This window comes from Paenibacillus sp. SN-8-1 (assembly GCF_050995535.1).
Classification (GTDB): domain Bacteria; phylum Bacillota; class Bacilli; order Paenibacillales; family Paenibacillaceae; genus Fontibacillus.
In genome coordinates this window covers 3,066,813-3,079,771 of the sequence record NZ_CP194782.1, presented here as the reverse complement: position 1 = coordinate 3,079,771, position 12,959 = coordinate 3,066,813, and the positions used below count along the sequence as shown (strand labels likewise).

At 43.8% G+C, this 12,959-nt stretch carries 25 protein-coding genes; all 25 read left to right on the top strand.

What is annotated here, in order from left to right:
* The first annotated feature begins 2 nt into the window (after nt 1-2).
* The 25 genes from ACRRNK_RS14850 to ACRRNK_RS14730 all read left to right on the top strand — a co-directional run bounded on the left by ACRRNK_RS14850 (nt 3) and on the right by ACRRNK_RS14730 (nt 12,957).
* On the top strand, nt 3-365 hold the full coding sequence (locus ACRRNK_RS14850; protein ID WP_433943496.1) for a hypothetical protein: 363 nt from the start codon (nt 3-5) through the stop codon (nt 363-365).
* A complete protein-coding gene (gene dnaB / locus ACRRNK_RS14845) occupies nt 320-1,651 on the top strand; it encodes a replicative DNA helicase (protein WP_433943495.1) in 1,332 nt (443 codons plus the stop codon). Before ACRRNK_RS14850 ends, dnaB begins: the two co-directional genes overlap by 46 nt.
* The gene (locus ACRRNK_RS14840) at nt 1,648-2,052 is read left to right on the top strand and encodes a hypothetical protein (protein ID WP_433943494.1); all 405 of its coding nucleotides are present in this window, start codon (nt 1,648-1,650) and stop codon (nt 2,050-2,052) included. Before dnaB ends, ACRRNK_RS14840 begins: the two co-directional genes overlap by 4 nt.
* A complete protein-coding gene (locus ACRRNK_RS14835) occupies nt 2,033-2,551 on the top strand; it encodes a hypothetical protein (RefSeq protein ID WP_433943493.1) in 519 nt (172 codons plus the stop codon). The genes ACRRNK_RS14840 and ACRRNK_RS14835 overlap by 20 nt, the downstream gene beginning before the upstream one ends.
* Nucleotides 2,552-2,633: 82 nt before the next feature.
* On the top strand, nt 2,634-3,188 hold the full coding sequence (locus ACRRNK_RS14830; RefSeq protein WP_433943492.1) for a dUTP diphosphatase: 555 nt from the start codon (nt 2,634-2,636) through the stop codon (nt 3,186-3,188).
* A 116-nt stretch (nt 3,189-3,304) separates the two neighbouring features.
* Entirely contained in the window at nt 3,305-3,541 is a 237-nt protein-coding gene (locus ACRRNK_RS14825) for a hypothetical protein (protein ID WP_433943491.1), read from the top strand.
* Nucleotides 3,542-3,572: 31 nt separating this feature from the next.
* On the top strand, nt 3,573-3,899 hold the full coding sequence (locus tag ACRRNK_RS14820) for a hypothetical protein (protein WP_433943490.1): 327 nt from the start codon (nt 3,573-3,575) through the stop codon (nt 3,897-3,899).
* Nucleotides 3,892-4,305 carry a hypothetical protein gene (locus ACRRNK_RS14815; RefSeq protein ID WP_433943489.1) on the top strand — a complete coding sequence of 138 codons (414 nt, stop codon included), beginning with the start codon at nt 3,892-3,894 and terminating at the stop codon, nt 4,303-4,305. Before ACRRNK_RS14820 ends, ACRRNK_RS14815 begins: the two co-directional genes overlap by 8 nt.
* Nucleotides 4,306-4,363: 58 nt before the next feature.
* The gene (locus ACRRNK_RS14810) at nt 4,364-4,522 is read left to right on the top strand and encodes a hypothetical protein (RefSeq protein ID WP_433943488.1); all 159 of its coding nucleotides are present in this window, start codon (nt 4,364-4,366) and stop codon (nt 4,520-4,522) included.
* Nucleotides 4,523-4,591: 69 nt separating this feature from the next.
* Nucleotides 4,592-4,906 (top strand): hypothetical protein, encoded by a 315-nt coding sequence (locus tag ACRRNK_RS14805; RefSeq protein ID WP_433943487.1) that lies wholly within the window; start codon nt 4,592-4,594, stop codon nt 4,904-4,906.
* A complete protein-coding gene (locus tag ACRRNK_RS14800) occupies nt 4,903-5,265 on the top strand; it encodes a hypothetical protein (RefSeq protein WP_433943486.1) in 363 nt (120 codons plus the stop codon). Before ACRRNK_RS14805 ends, ACRRNK_RS14800 begins: the two co-directional genes overlap by 4 nt.
* A 101-nt stretch (nt 5,266-5,366) precedes the next feature.
* Nucleotides 5,367-5,672 carry a hypothetical protein gene (locus ACRRNK_RS14795; protein ID WP_433943485.1) on the top strand — a complete coding sequence of 102 codons (306 nt, stop codon included), beginning with the start codon at nt 5,367-5,369 and terminating at the stop codon, nt 5,670-5,672.
* A gap of 22 nt (nt 5,673-5,694) precedes the next feature.
* The gene (locus tag ACRRNK_RS14790) at nt 5,695-5,880 is read left to right on the top strand and encodes a DUF7167 family protein (protein WP_433943484.1); all 186 of its coding nucleotides are present in this window, start codon (nt 5,695-5,697) and stop codon (nt 5,878-5,880) included.
* A gap of 84 nt (nt 5,881-5,964) precedes the next feature.
* Nucleotides 5,965-6,180 carry a hypothetical protein gene (locus tag ACRRNK_RS14785; RefSeq protein ID WP_433943483.1) on the top strand — a complete coding sequence of 72 codons (216 nt, stop codon included), beginning with the start codon at nt 5,965-5,967 and terminating at the stop codon, nt 6,178-6,180.
* The gene (locus tag ACRRNK_RS14780) at nt 6,177-6,422 is read left to right on the top strand and encodes a hypothetical protein (protein ID WP_433943482.1); all 246 of its coding nucleotides are present in this window, start codon (nt 6,177-6,179) and stop codon (nt 6,420-6,422) included. Before ACRRNK_RS14785 ends, ACRRNK_RS14780 begins: the two co-directional genes overlap by 4 nt.
* Nucleotides 6,415-6,957, top strand: coding sequence for a hypothetical protein (locus ACRRNK_RS14775; RefSeq protein ID WP_433943481.1), 543 nt, complete (start codon nt 6,415-6,417; stop codon nt 6,955-6,957). Before ACRRNK_RS14780 ends, ACRRNK_RS14775 begins: the two co-directional genes overlap by 8 nt.
* A 151-nt stretch (nt 6,958-7,108) precedes the next feature.
* On the top strand, nt 7,109-7,876 hold the full coding sequence (locus tag ACRRNK_RS14770) for a sigma-70 family RNA polymerase sigma factor (RefSeq protein WP_433943480.1): 768 nt from the start codon (nt 7,109-7,111) through the stop codon (nt 7,874-7,876).
* On the top strand, nt 7,860-8,060 hold the full coding sequence (locus tag ACRRNK_RS14765; RefSeq protein WP_433943479.1) for a hypothetical protein: 201 nt from the start codon (nt 7,860-7,862) through the stop codon (nt 8,058-8,060). The genes ACRRNK_RS14770 and ACRRNK_RS14765 overlap by 17 nt, the downstream gene beginning before the upstream one ends.
* A gap of 76 nt (nt 8,061-8,136) precedes the next feature.
* Complete coding sequence (locus tag ACRRNK_RS14760) at nt 8,137-8,580, top strand: ArpU family phage packaging/lysis transcriptional regulator (protein ID WP_433943478.1); 444 nt, start codon at nt 8,137-8,139, stop codon at nt 8,578-8,580.
* Between the two features lie 447 nt (nt 8,581-9,027).
* On the top strand, nt 9,028-9,588 hold the full coding sequence (locus tag ACRRNK_RS14755) for a superinfection exclusion B family protein (protein WP_433943477.1): 561 nt from the start codon (nt 9,028-9,030) through the stop codon (nt 9,586-9,588).
* 328 nt (nt 9,589-9,916) lie between these two features.
* Nucleotides 9,917-10,219, top strand: coding sequence for a hypothetical protein (locus ACRRNK_RS14750; protein WP_433943476.1), 303 nt, complete (start codon nt 9,917-9,919; stop codon nt 10,217-10,219).
* Entirely contained in the window at nt 10,212-10,547 is a 336-nt protein-coding gene (locus tag ACRRNK_RS14745; protein ID WP_433943475.1) for an HNH endonuclease, read from the top strand. Before ACRRNK_RS14750 ends, ACRRNK_RS14745 begins: the two co-directional genes overlap by 8 nt.
* Before the next feature lie 15 nt (nt 10,548-10,562).
* A complete protein-coding gene (locus ACRRNK_RS14740) occupies nt 10,563-10,796 on the top strand; it encodes a hypothetical protein (protein WP_433943474.1) in 234 nt (77 codons plus the stop codon).
* Nucleotides 10,797-10,954: 158 nt separating this feature from the next.
* The gene (locus ACRRNK_RS14735) at nt 10,955-11,284 is read left to right on the top strand and encodes a hypothetical protein (protein ID WP_433943473.1); all 330 of its coding nucleotides are present in this window, start codon (nt 10,955-10,957) and stop codon (nt 11,282-11,284) included.
* Entirely contained in the window at nt 11,281-12,957 is a 1,677-nt protein-coding gene (locus tag ACRRNK_RS14730; protein WP_433943472.1) for a terminase TerL endonuclease subunit, read from the top strand. The genes ACRRNK_RS14735 and ACRRNK_RS14730 overlap by 4 nt, the downstream gene beginning before the upstream one ends.
* Nucleotides 12,958-12,959: the final 2 nt, after the last annotated feature.

Sequence of the window (12,959 nt, the reverse complement as noted above, 5' to 3'; positions counted from 1 at the left end):
AAATGACTCGTGAAGAAGCGGTAAAGGCGTTCAAACGATTAGCAGCCAGTTATCCCAACTGGAAGGTTGATAAGGATATCGCAGAAATCTGGATCGAGGAGTTGCAAGAAGCAGACGCTGAGCACGTTTGGGCCAACACCAAAGAGCATATCAAGGTCAGTAGATTCGCTCCTGCAATTTCAGAGATTGTCAGACCTAACTCGGATGTCTTAGCCGAGAGAGAGAAGGAAGAAACACGGAAGCGGATCCGAGAGCAGGAAGAGCGGGAAAAGGTCATTGTTCCGCCACCGTGGGAACGTGAAGGCATCGACAAGAAAATATGGATGCAACGGGAGATAGCCAAGGCCAAGGAGAAATTGAAATGAGCTATTACAGCATTGAAACGGAACAGGCCTTGCTTGGATCTATCCTGATTGAGCCGGACTTAATTTATGAATCAGTGTTAAATCCTGAACATTTTTATCAAGAAGAGCATCGGCTAATATACGAAAACATGCTGCAGATGAAAGGGAAGCAAGAGAAGATCGAGGTTGTTTCCTTGGTTGCAAGGATGGGGGCCGCTGTTCAAGATATCGGCGGTGTCCAATACCTTGTGAATCTCAGCAGCACTTTCCCAATGGTGGAGCAGTTCGCAAAACATGAACAGATCGTAAAAGAAAAGTTTCTAATGCGTACCGGCATGACATCCATTAAGCAACTTTACAATGACATGCCGGACAACCCCAGGGAGCTAGCAGCAGAGCTTATGAGTCTTTCTGAGAGCATTGGCGATGAGGTCCGAACAGAAGGCGGCTTTAGGCACATTAAGGATGGCCTAATGGACCATTTCGACCAGCTAGAGCGCAAGAAAGAACACGGACTAGCATCAGGAGCGAAAACGGTAGGAAAGGCCTTAGACAAGCTCACAGGGCGCTGGAAGAAGCAAACCTTGAACATCATAGCGGCCCGTCCATCGGTCGGCAAAACGGCTTTTATGCTCAATAACGCCACGGAAGCTGGCAAAGATGGCATGACCGTAGCGATATTTAGCCTAGAACAACCGGAAGTGCAACTGCTAGATCGGATGATAGCCGCTGAATGCCGGATTGATGGCGAAAATGTCCGGGATGCCAAATTGACGGATGACGAGTGGAGCAAGTACACAATGGGCCTTTCAAGTTTGGCTGAATTGGAAATTTATATTGACGACAAACCAGGAAGGACCATACAAGAGATCCGGGCGGCAGTCCGCAAGCTGAAAAAGAAGCACCCTGAACTTATCGTATTCATTGATTACCTGCAGCTGATCCATGGAGGCAAAAAGTTTGCCGGTGGTCGGAATGAAGAAGTCGGTTATATCAGCAACTCGTTGAAACAGATGGCCCGAGAAAATGATTGTCCAGTTATCGCTTTGGCTCAACTTAGTAGAGGTGTGGAGCAGCGCCAGGACAAGCGTCCGATGATGTCAGATCTACGGGAGTCGGGGAACATCGAGCAGGATGCCGATACAATCACCTTTTTATACCGGGATGATTATTACAACCAAGAAACTGAGAAGAAAAACATTATTGAATGCATAGTGGCTAAGAATCGTGAAGGTTCGGTTGGCACAGCAGAGATGGCGAATCTGAGACAGTACGGTAAATTCCTAGATTTGGAGGTGCGGCATTGAATTCACTGACAGAATTCATGGCTAAAAAGTCAGTTGGCGAACTATATGCCATCATCCATAGTGAGGAATTTGACTATGACATTCGAATTCATGCAACTGGAGAGATCATGAGAAGAGAGGGGGATCCTCCTATGGGAAAGGAACAACACCGTGAAATAAAGGTAAACAACCTCAGGAGAAATAGTATTTATATTGCCTGTGAAGAATTGGACTTTACCTGGAGTAGTAAAGAGGTATACCAGTTCAATAGGTACATGAAGAACGGGAAAACACTTGAAGAGATTGCAGAGCTGTTTGAAAGAAATATAGACGAAGTCCGGATATTGCACATTGACTGGTGCAGAAGACGAAGACCAAGAAAAATGGGGAGGAATCTGATCGATGCGATTTGTGGGAATTGACCCAAGCACTAAGACGGGAATCGTCATTTTGGACAAGGATGGTAATTTGCTTGATGGATTCGAGGTAACAGCAAAAGGGACGGATCCGGGGCGCATGGCAAGCATTATAACTGATGTGTATGGCAATGTTGAGCCGGGTGATGTTATCGCCATTGAGGGGTTTGCTTACGGAGCCAAGGGAAACGCTGTAGGAATTCAATATGGATTAGGTTTCGGCATTCGAATTGAGTTTTATAACAGTGGCATTGATTACTTGGAAGTTTCGCCAGGATCACTAAAGAAATTCGCCAGCGGCAAAGGCAATACCAAAAAGGATGAGCTCGCCGTACACATTTTTAAACAATGGGGCTTCGAACACAAATCAGATAACGTTCGTGACGCTTTCGTACTGGCTCATATAGCCCGTGCTATACGTATGGGCACAGCAAGTACCAAATACCAGCAGGAAGTCATACGGGCCATCCTAGAGCCTCCTGCAAAGCAAAAGAAGCGAGCATAGGGAGTATAAGAGATCGGTAACGGCCTTGTCACACCACGGAATAGAACTGGTGTTTCCTTGAATACAAATTATGGAGGTATTTATGAACCTTACAAAGCTATTTGAAATGCAACGTGAACTAGATGAACGGATCGTAAAAGAGAAGGGGCTAGAGGGCCGGGACCTGCTGCCTGAGAAGATTTTAGCTCTGCAAGTGGAGCTCGGGGAATGCGCCAATGAGTGGCGAGGGTTCAAGTTTTGGAGTGAAGACCAAGAATCTAGAACAATGCAATATCGGAAAGTCTTAAAGAGGTTTTTATCCAGGGATGAATACATCAGTCGAGAACAATACAACCCACTCCTAGAAGAATACATTGACTGCCTGCACTTTATATTGTCGATTGGCCTAATTGATGACTTGTATACGTATGTAGGGACATTCGAACCAGTGACAAGCGATAATATCACTAAAATATTTAACCGTATCTTTGGGGCTGTCAGTTACATTTCGGAAGACTTCGATGCCTATGAATATCAAATGCTGCTTGAATTCTTCTTCGGCCTTGGCAAAATGCTCGGCTTCACCTGGGAACAAATAGAATCAGCCTATAAAACCAAATGGGAGATTAACCAACAGCGTCAATCTACCGGCTATTAACCCCTATAAGGGATAACCCCGGTATACGGCCCCCACTGCGTTGGGCGGATTCGGTCGGGACGATGGCGGCATACGCCGCAAAAAAATCACAAACTATGAAAGAAGGTTGAGAGGTTATGGCAAGAATCATCGTTGAGCCTAGATACGACACAACAGGCAAGTTAATACAGGAGCATGACGTGCTGAAGGACGAAGAGACAGGAGAGATGGCTCTAGTTATCCAAGCAAAGAATAAAACTGGCGTAAGAGGTCTGGCGGTTGAGAATACGATCATCGGCTTAGGTGATTGGCTGGATGTGTACCCAGATGGTGTTTGGACTATCGTTGGTAACGCTGGTGTATCTGCAAAATAAGCCCCGTAGAGGGTCTAAGGGAGAGATAACAGTGAGACGCTATAAATTCGCTCACAAGCATTGGAATTATTTTGAAGGAAATGGCGGCGACTATAAATCAGTTTCACGCAAAACAAAAAAATCTGTAAAAAGAGAAATGGACGAAATAGCCCAAGAATGGGACGACTATATGGATTCAGAAGATTACAGGTTTATGCAGCTCCCAGATTGCCCGTGGTGCGGCGGTGGTGGTGTTTATCGGGATCATCCATTTGATACGGGATACAGTTGCCCGGATTGTTACGGATCGGGAAAAGCCGGATGGGATTTTGACGAGAATCGCAATAAGGTGATTAGGGAGGCTAATACCCATGAGTAAGCTACAAGAGATACGAAAGGTGCTGGAAGCAGCTACAGAGGCCAGAACTGGGCCATGGTATATAGGCGCTCAATCACCAAACGGTTGCATCAATATTGGATCCAAAGGAGTTATGGTTGCTCAATGTTTGGAAGCCTCTCCAGCTGCATTAATCGCCCATACCCCTGAATACCTATCCTACCTATTACAGCGAGTAGAGATACAAGAAAGCAGATTAGAGAGTCTGAATGAGGAAAGCATGTCTAATTTCCGGGCAGCTCATGAACGCGGAAAGGAATCCAAGAGATTACGTAAGGCCCTTGAAGAAGCTTTTGAGCGTCTGTGTAACGCTCAGCCTAACACAGCTGGATTCATTCTTGCAGCAGCCTTGAAAGAAGGCCGACAGGCCAACGAGACGACCGAATAAGCCCAGTATACGGGGGCCGCTTTAAGGGCTTTATCTATCCATAAAGGAGCGAATAACAATGAAAGTTAAAGAGCTAATTGAGAAACTGCAGGAGAAAAACCCAGAAGCAGAAGTTTCAGTGATCACGGTCGGCAATAAAAACCAGTGGGAATATACTTCAAACCCAAAAGTAACATCACACAAAAACAGCTTCGGGGAAACAGTGTGGATTCAATAAATCAGCCTATCTATCCATACAGGGGAGGGAAACAAAGATATGCCAGTAAGAATAGGAGGCAAGAGAGTCATGGATAAACCAAGACTGATAGATGCAGATAAGATAGAGAAATGGGCCCAAGAGCAAAAGAAAGCGATTAGAGAAAGTGAGGGGTACTCTGAATTATATAGCGTTGGGCGTATCAGTTCATATGACCATTTTATTAACGCATTAGAAGAAGGTTCGTTTACCCCTGACCCCATCCCCTTACCAACCATTAAGCCGGGAGATATGGTGAAAAGTAATGGAGTCGTAGTACAGGTTGATGAAAAATTTGCTACCATCGAAGACTATGTTGGTAATCGTTATCATGCATTGCTTGATAGTTTGGAGGTAGTGGAATGAGTAGAGACTGGCAGAAGGACATGAGCATGTGCAAGGAAGCAACAGAAAGCCCAGATATGTGTATTGGCGATACAGAAGTATTCAGCGAGTACGTAGAGGTCGGTGGAGAGCAAGTTTTAATTGGCAGATTCAACAAAACAGAAGACGCATTATTTTTCTGCGAAGCACATGAAGCCCTTCCCTACTGGCTCCAAAAATACGCAGCAGAGAAAGCACGGGCAGATAAGCTGAGTGAAGCAATAAATAAAGCAATAAGTAGGCTTAGACAAGGGGATTTAATTGAGGGAGGTGTGATCCTAAGAGAAGCTCTTTACCCCTTACCAGAGAGAGAAAAAGATTCCCTACCTACAGAGGATTAACCCCTATACAACCTTATACCACCCTATACGGCTGCCGCTAACGCTGGGTAATTCGGTCGGGACGATGGCGGCAAGCCGCAAAATACGAAGGAGTGTTCAACTTGTCCACTAATCCAAATGTATCAATAAAATATCAAGTCAAAAAAGTCTACTGCTCCTGCTGTAATCAAAAGTTACCTGAACCTAAAACCAGGGATAGTGAATTCAAGATCAGCAAAGAAACAGCCCTTAGCTGGACAGACTGGGATGGAATGGAGACCGAATATATAGAAGATATGATCCCTGAATTTGTTCATGAGACCATTAGCTTCTTTGCCACAGATTCGTTTGAAAGAATAACTGTTGATAAAGGCGAGTTCGAGAGGGTCAAAGAGTTCATTCTAAACGAAGTTGTTACCCCATCATAAACCAAAGGGAGAGATAAAGAGTATGGCAAAATACAAATTTAAGATTTATTCGCCTTATGTCGGAGCAGATGTGGTTGAAGAGGTGGAGATACCTGATGAAAAATTCGAGGGATTAACTGAGGACGATAAAGAAAGTTATCTGAACGAAGTGGTCCGTGATTGGATGCTCCACACAATAGAGTGGGGTTGGGAAGAAGTAGAAGAATAGGCCGACAGGCCATCGAGACGACCGAAATACTCAGCGTAGCGGTGGCCGTATAGCCCTGTAATAGTCAGTAAGGGAGGATATAGCATGCAAATCACACAAGGGAAATCATACTGGGGATACAATGGGAACCGGTTAGTTGAGCGAAAAGTAACCCTAATTGAGACACGTAGCAGTGGCGCCAAGTATGTGAATTGGGTCCATATCAAAAGGGACTTATCTTTAGGAACACACAGATGGACGGAAGAACGGAAATTTCGTGATTGGGCACTATTTGAGGTCGGGGAGGATATAGAAGAATGATCATACCAAAAGAAAAAGAATGGGTCATCTGTAATCAAGTTTTTTACGCTGACACTGGCGCGCTTTATGGATATAAGCTTAGAAACCGTGATTATAAAACTAAAATTATATCATTTGAAACAGGTAGGGACCTTATAAATAAAGGGGTTATCGAAGAAGGCCTACGGATGGAACTTGTATATATTACGGTACCAAGGGATTTCAAGGAGCACATAATAGGGGAGGAATCTTGTAGTGGATAAATATACGAAGCTCAAGTTTATTCTTGGAAGCACGATTGAAGATGCTGTTAAACAATTGTTGGAGTATAGAAAACAGGGGAAGTTGGCTTGTTGTGATTTCAATGGCACTACACTATTTTCCGACACGGTAACTATGGACGATGCCTATATGCAAATAACGGGAAAAACTAAATACGAGTTCGATAATCAAATATCCGAACGCACACGGGAGTTTGAAAGACAAGAGAGGGAACACAAAGAAAAGATTCCTGAACTGACCGAGCTTTGGAGAAGTAAAGGCAAAGAAGTCCTTCCGGAAGACAGATGGGAACTATGGGATAAAATCGTACCCATTCGGCTTGATGACTTGTACCAAGGAATGGAGCTGGGATCTTGTTTGGAGATAGTGAGCATCTTGAATAATAACGGCTCGCTGGATGAAGCCAAAGTGAAAATTGAGAGTCAAGGTCACTCGGGTATGTCGTATGGGTTGGTATGTTCTATGGTTAAGGAATTTTCCGACCGTGGAGAAGAGTTTGTTAACTATGTTAGGTAAGGCAAGAGAGGAGATAAAGACATGACAATAGTTGATTGGATGATGGCCCATCCGTGGATGACACTATTCATCTGCTTGGCCTTCGCCTGCGCGTTGAGTAATCTGGGCAGAAACAACGGTTTGAACGGATCGAAACGAGAGGATGAAGAGTATGACACAAACAGATTATGACGAGAGTCTTGTTTTGGATAATCTAAAGCTCGTCAATTATGCGATAAGAAAAATATGGCCAGCAGTAAAGGGTGGGATATTCAGCTACGAGGATTTAGTATCTGAGGGTACTATAGGGTTGATACAAGCCGCTAAACGATTCGACCCAAACAAAGGATATAGTTTCACGACTTTCGCTGTACAAGTTATATCTGGTCACGTAAAAAGGTATGTCGATAATAACGGGAAAACGATCAGGTATCCAATCCACATTACAACAGCCGCTATTAAACTTGCAAAGTTAGGATTTACCGGAACGGAGCCTGTTGAGGCTGCAGCAGAGGAATTAAACTGCACCAGGTTCATCGCACAACTAACACTGAACTGTATTAGGGATCGTAAGCTGCTATCCACTGATTACAATGAAACAAGTGACAGCCAAGAAGGAGATTATAGTTTTAGCCGTTTCGCTTCTATGACCCAAGATTACTCCGGTCTACTGGTGTCGGACTTCCTGGATAAGTTAAGGCCAACTTACAAGGAAGTTGTAAATGAGGTTATGAAGGGTTTAAGCCTAAGGGAGATTGCAGTAAAGTTAGGGTACTCCAAAATGACTGTATTTAACAGATTGAATGCAGCAAGATATTACTTTGACATGTATTGCAAAGGCGAAAAATTACCAAGCATTAAAAACCAGGTAGAGAATGCTAGAACGAGGGATTCACGTTTTAGAACAAGGGAGGCTGTAGTGCATGCAGCAAACGGCTAAGACTTATTGGGTGTGGACAGCCAAGGCAGAAAAGGAGAATCCGCAACGATCAAAAGAAGGCGATCCGATATGGCCGCATTATCAGCACAAGGCTCCTGCAGAATGGCTGGAACGGGGACTTATCATTGATTCAACGGAATTTGAACGTTCCGGGCAAGCTGATTTATTTGAATTTCTGTCATAAAGTGCAAGTGAATGGTCGAAAATAAGGCCTTTATATATTATAATTAGTAAATAAATACAAATAAGGGGTGATGAATATGGGCGCGAAACAGATAACACTTGATATATATAAAGTCGATGAGAACGCAACGAGGGAAGCGGTAGAAAAATATCTGCTTCAGGCAAGAGAATACAAGGTAACCGAGTACATCCCAGAAGAACCAAGTATGACAGCGTCCTATTCGGATATGCCACGGAGCAACACAGGCGTTACCAGTGATCAAACGGGCGACCTAGTCACTAGGATGCTGGACGAGATAGAACGCCGCAGGAAGCATGTAGAGAGGGCTGAGAAGGCCATTAGCCGGTTAGGATGGAAACAGCAGAAGTTGATCCGTGCCCGGTATATGGATGAAGACGATTCATGGGACTATGACACGGCACAACAGATCGGATACAGCGACCGACATTACAGACGAATTAAATCCATTGCAATATACCGGTTAGCGAGCACTCTTGGATTGATTGTTCTAAAGGATTAAATTTATGGCCGGAAAATGTCCGCTCTATGTCCGCTTCATGGACAGAAGCCGTGTTAATATTACATTATGGGAAGTTGAATAAAGGACGTCACAGGGATATTATATCCCGTTTAACAGGCTGGCTTTCGAGCTGGCCTTTTCTTATGTCGTGAAGCATTTACCTGAGCAACTTCCCACAAAATAAAATAGATAACATTCCCTAAAACTGTTGTCTTCACAAAAGCGCTCACTTGGTTGTGGGCGCGTTTATATCGGCATCATAACCTTAACATACACGTATACTCCGCTCTTGCCCGATGCGTGCTCGGGTTGATTCCTCCTTTGCGCTGTGACTGCAGCAGCTAAATAGCGGATCGCAGGGGCTGCCGCTGCCTAAGTAAAGCGGTGTATTTTCAATTGCAGGAAAAAAGTTCCTAGTGTCGAATTTTGATATTAGGAGGATGATATATGGAAGCGATAATAACCAAAATTTTAGGAGTGGCAAAGTATACAAATAAGTTTTTTATAATTGTAGCTGTAGGTTCAGCTATTTTATTATTCTCTTCAAAATCATTCGTAGATAATTTAGGTTTGTTGCAATTCACCAAAGACAATAAGCAATTTATTGGAATGGCATTCTTAGTTTCGGCGGTTGTTTCGGTGGCTAATATAATTTCTTTTGTTTATCAAAAAGTTACTAAATCAATCAGCTATAACAAGCGGATGAAGAAGCGTAAGGAACGGCTGCATCAGCTTAACCCAATAGAGAAAAAGATATTATTATACTATTTCGTTAATGGAACTAATACACAGCTATTAGCGATTAACGATGGGACGGTTAGGGAACTGGAGGGAAACCGTATCATTCAAAGAGCATCTGATATAAGCCGAGCAGGTGTGAAATTCCCTTATAACTTGAACCCGTGGGCAAGAGAATATATTACTAATAATCCAAATTTATTAAAGGTAGATGATGCAGAAGCCGCTTTGATTCAACGCGAATTAGATAGAGAACGGTGGGAATGGTAAGTAACAATCAGATAATCATTGCGCTTGGAATGTAGTCGCTCATGTGAGCGGCTTTTTTTATTTGTTAAAGAGAGGGTGAATGAAACGGAAGTGACAATCAGTGCAACGAACATCGAACCAGTTAAAGAAGTGCTAGTTATCCTTGCAGATGTTCTGAAGGATGAACGCTTACCAGAAAACATACGACAGGAATATCATGACCGCTTTGAATCCATCGTGTGGGAGGAATGAAGGTGCGTATGATTCAATGGCTCATTAAAGTTACATACGGAAGAAATGAAGAACAACCAATGAACAGAGAAGAACGTAGGCAAGGGGTGAAAAGGGCGTGACTATACGAACCCATTGTGATGCAGGATGCCAGAAGCCATTCAGCGTAGATCAGTTTGATACAGACAATCTACATGACGGCATAGAGCGAGTAAGCTTTACATGTCCTCATTGTGATCACAGGTATACAGCATTCTACACAGACACAGAGATACGCAAGCTGCAGGAACGAATCAGGAGAGTACAGAGGCGCTTCGCAGATCCTTCAGACAATCACGAGGATGTAGCTAAGAAGGAAGTAGCATTAAGGGCTGAGATCAAAGAGAAGATGGATGCGCTTAGGCAGAGACAACATGAATGAGTACAAAACACTCGAACAGAAGCGTAAGTTCTACGATGGACGTGAATGGAAGCGTCTTAGAGAAAGAGTTAAGGAACGCGACAACTACGAATGCCAGGAGTGTAGGCGTAACGGTAGCGTAACCATTGACCTGAATGAATACAGTGAGAGTGCCAAGCGTAAGAAGATAGCTCTTGTAGTGGACCATATCAAAGAGCTTGAGGATCATCCAGAGCTTGCGCTTGAAGAGAGTAACCTAGAGACATTGTGTGTAGCATGCCATAACAGCAAACATGATAGGGCATTCGAAAAGAACGTGAACAGGTGGCAGCATGATGAACGATGGTAAGAGAGGAGGAGTCAAATGAAAGAGCTTAAGGTGTTTCTGAAGAAGAAGGGCGCTAACACTCTTACTCGAAACAGTGAGGGACGTTGGTTGTTGGATGGCAAGGAAGTAGACCAAGAAAGAGCTATCGTTGAAATGGCTGAAGCTGTTCAGGATTTAGGTTACTGGTGTCAGGTAGCCAAGGATGTATTACCAACAGAAGATTTCGTAATGGTTCAAGAAGCATACGAGTATAATCCTGAATCAGATTGATATTGGAAAGATGCCAGAACCCCCCCTGTCATAAGATTTTAAAAAGTTTTATCTCTGGGCACCGGGGAGGGGCTGTGCTGTCGAGTTTTTTGACTTTTTTCGCGTGATATTAACTATTGGAAACGAATGTAAATTGTTAAAGAGAGGGGGAGATTCGGTTGGCTGCTGTTGACAGGGACAAGTTAAGAAAAAAAATCGAGAATGATCTTAAGAGACAAATGAAATTAAACGGAACGACATTCAGTTATCACAGCGATTTGGTTCAAGACTATCTGTCATTGTGGGATTTGAAAAATGAATTAGTTGATGATATTCGAGACACAGGCATAACTGTTCCGGGTATGCACGGGCCTAAATCGAACCCGTCAATTAATGATTTACATAAGACCAATGACCGAATGATAAAGATACTGGACGCCTTGAATTTGAATGTGCCGAAAGCAGAAATCAGTCCTCCTAAGGATGGTTCAAAAAGTGATCTACTATGATCCGGCAGAAGTATGTTGAAGCATACATCGCATTGTACCAATTCGGCAGAATCAAATTCAATACCGAGCGAATCCAGTTAATCGAATATTTGAAACGGGATGTACTGTCCCGGGACGATCTTTACTTTGATGACGAAATGATTGAGAACTGTATCCGGTTTGTTGAAAAGTGGTATTTCCCACTTCAACCTTTCCAGAAGTTCTTAATTGCTTTCGTCTTTTTATTTCAATCAGAAGGCGACAGGGTTTTTTACCGTAAATTCCTTTGGATGATGGGCCGCGGCGGTGGTAAAAACGGTTTGATTACGGGTATATGTCATTTCCTTATCAGTGAGTTGCACGGGATACGAGAATACAACATCTCAGTCATAGCCAACTCCGAGGAACAGGCAAAGACTTCTGTTGAAGAAGCAGCTAAGACGATTAAGCGAGAGCCCACGTTGCTAAAGCATTTCAAACCAACAGCCACTCAGGTACTGGCAAAGGGTACGGACAGCGTATTCAAATTTCGGACATCCAACGGTAACACCAAGGACGGTTTGCGTGATGGTGCTGTCGTATTTGACGAAATCCATTACTTTGAAACAAATAAAGATGTACGGGTGCACATCTCGGGTTTGGGGAAGAAGAAGAACCCACGGGAATTTTACATTGGTACAGATGGATATGTACGTGAAGGCTTCTTGGACAAGTTGAAAGACAAGGCTGCAAAAGTGCTGAAAGGTGAAGCGCGGGCCAACTCACTTTTTCCGTTCATTTGCAAATTGAATGACGAAAATGAAGTTGACAATCCGAGCGCTTGGGAGCTTGCTAACCCGATGCTTAGTGAGCCACGAAACGAGTACGCCCAAGGCCTGTTTGACACAATCAGAGAAGAATACGAAGACCTGGCGGACGATCCATCTAACCGGGAAGAGTTTATGACCAAGCGCATGAACTTGCCTCTGACGGACTTGGAGCGCTCTGTAGCCAAGTGGGAAGAAATTGCCGGGACGAATCATCCTATACCTAATCTTGAAGGGAGAGAGTGCATTGGTTGTATTGACTTTGCTCAGATCCGAGACTTTGCCGCTGTTGGTTTGGTATTCAAGCATGATGGTAAGGTGCCGTTCATTACACATTCCTTTACCCGTAAGGAATTTGTTGATAAATATTACGGTTACTCGATGCGAGAAGTTGAGACGACTCAAAAGTTCGCCCCCATAAAAGAATGGGAATCCAAGGGTCTGCTGACGGTCCTGGATGAAGAGATGATCAACCTGGAGCATATCGTTAATTGGTTCGTTACAATGCGGTTGAAATACAGCATCACGAAGGTTGTCGGTGATAACTACCGAATGGAAATGCTTAAGCCGATGCTTGAAGCGGTTGGCTTCGAGGTAGAAGTAATTCGCAGACCGGAAGCGATTCACGGTCTCTTAGCGCCCCGTGTGGAGATGTATTTTTCCAAGGGGATGTTTGTATGGGGAGATAACCCGTTAATGCGCTGGTACACTAATAACGTGCTTGTAAGCATAAAGAAAGACGGGAACAAGGTATACGGTAAGAAAGAGCCGATCCGTAGGAAGACAGACGGGTTCCAGGCTCTTATTTGCGGTTTGTATCGTATTGAGGAATTGACCGAGATGAGTATTTCGGATTCACTGGATATGCTCGAAGCGCTGAATTTCTAAGG

Bases quoted from the DNA above. Each gene is read 5' to 3' on its own strand.
- ACRRNK_RS14765 (WP_433943479.1), top strand. From the start codon at position 7,860: ATGCAGCAAACGGCTAAGACTTATTGGGTGTGGACAGCCAAGGCAGAA.
- ACRRNK_RS14850 (WP_433943496.1), top strand. From the start codon at position 3: ATGACTCGTGAAGAAGCGGTAAAGGCGTTCAAACGATTAGCAGCCAGT.
- ACRRNK_RS14780 (WP_433943482.1), top strand. From the start codon at position 6,177: ATGATCATACCAAAAGAAAAAGAATGGGTCATCTGTAATCAAGTTTTT.
- ACRRNK_RS14730 (WP_433943472.1), top strand. From the start codon at position 11,281: ATGATCCGGCAGAAGTATGTTGAAGCATACATCGCATTGTACCAATTC.
- ACRRNK_RS14830 (WP_433943492.1), top strand. From the start codon at position 2,634: ATGAACCTTACAAAGCTATTTGAAATGCAACGTGAACTAGATGAACGG.
- ACRRNK_RS14810 (WP_433943488.1), top strand. From the start codon at position 4,364: ATGAAAGTTAAAGAGCTAATTGAGAAACTGCAGGAGAAAAACCCAGAA.
- ACRRNK_RS14785 (WP_433943483.1), top strand. From the start codon at position 5,965: ATGCAAATCACACAAGGGAAATCATACTGGGGATACAATGGGAACCGG.
- ACRRNK_RS14835 (WP_433943493.1), top strand. From the start codon at position 2,033: ATGCGATTTGTGGGAATTGACCCAAGCACTAAGACGGGAATCGTCATT.
- ACRRNK_RS14760 (WP_433943478.1), top strand. From the start codon at position 8,137: ATGGGCGCGAAACAGATAACACTTGATATATATAAAGTCGATGAGAAC.
- ACRRNK_RS14770 (WP_433943480.1), top strand. From the start codon at position 7,109: ATGACACAAACAGATTATGACGAGAGTCTTGTTTTGGATAATCTAAAG.
- ACRRNK_RS14805 (WP_433943487.1), top strand. From the start codon at position 4,592: ATGGATAAACCAAGACTGATAGATGCAGATAAGATAGAGAAATGGGCC.
- ACRRNK_RS14740 (WP_433943474.1), top strand. From the start codon at position 10,563: ATGAAAGAGCTTAAGGTGTTTCTGAAGAAGAAGGGCGCTAACACTCTT.
- ACRRNK_RS14755 (WP_433943477.1), top strand. From the start codon at position 9,028: ATGGAAGCGATAATAACCAAAATTTTAGGAGTGGCAAAGTATACAAAT.
- dnaB (WP_433943495.1), top strand. From the start codon at position 320: ATGGATGCAACGGGAGATAGCCAAGGCCAAGGAGAAATTGAAATGAGC.
- ACRRNK_RS14745 (WP_433943475.1), top strand. From the start codon at position 10,212: ATGAATGAGTACAAAACACTCGAACAGAAGCGTAAGTTCTACGATGGA.
- ACRRNK_RS14790 (WP_433943484.1), top strand. From the start codon at position 5,695: ATGGCAAAATACAAATTTAAGATTTATTCGCCTTATGTCGGAGCAGAT.
- ACRRNK_RS14815 (WP_433943489.1), top strand. From the start codon at position 3,892: ATGAGTAAGCTACAAGAGATACGAAAGGTGCTGGAAGCAGCTACAGAG.
- ACRRNK_RS14825 (WP_433943491.1), top strand. From the start codon at position 3,305: ATGGCAAGAATCATCGTTGAGCCTAGATACGACACAACAGGCAAGTTA.
- ACRRNK_RS14800 (WP_433943486.1), top strand. From the start codon at position 4,903: ATGAGTAGAGACTGGCAGAAGGACATGAGCATGTGCAAGGAAGCAACA.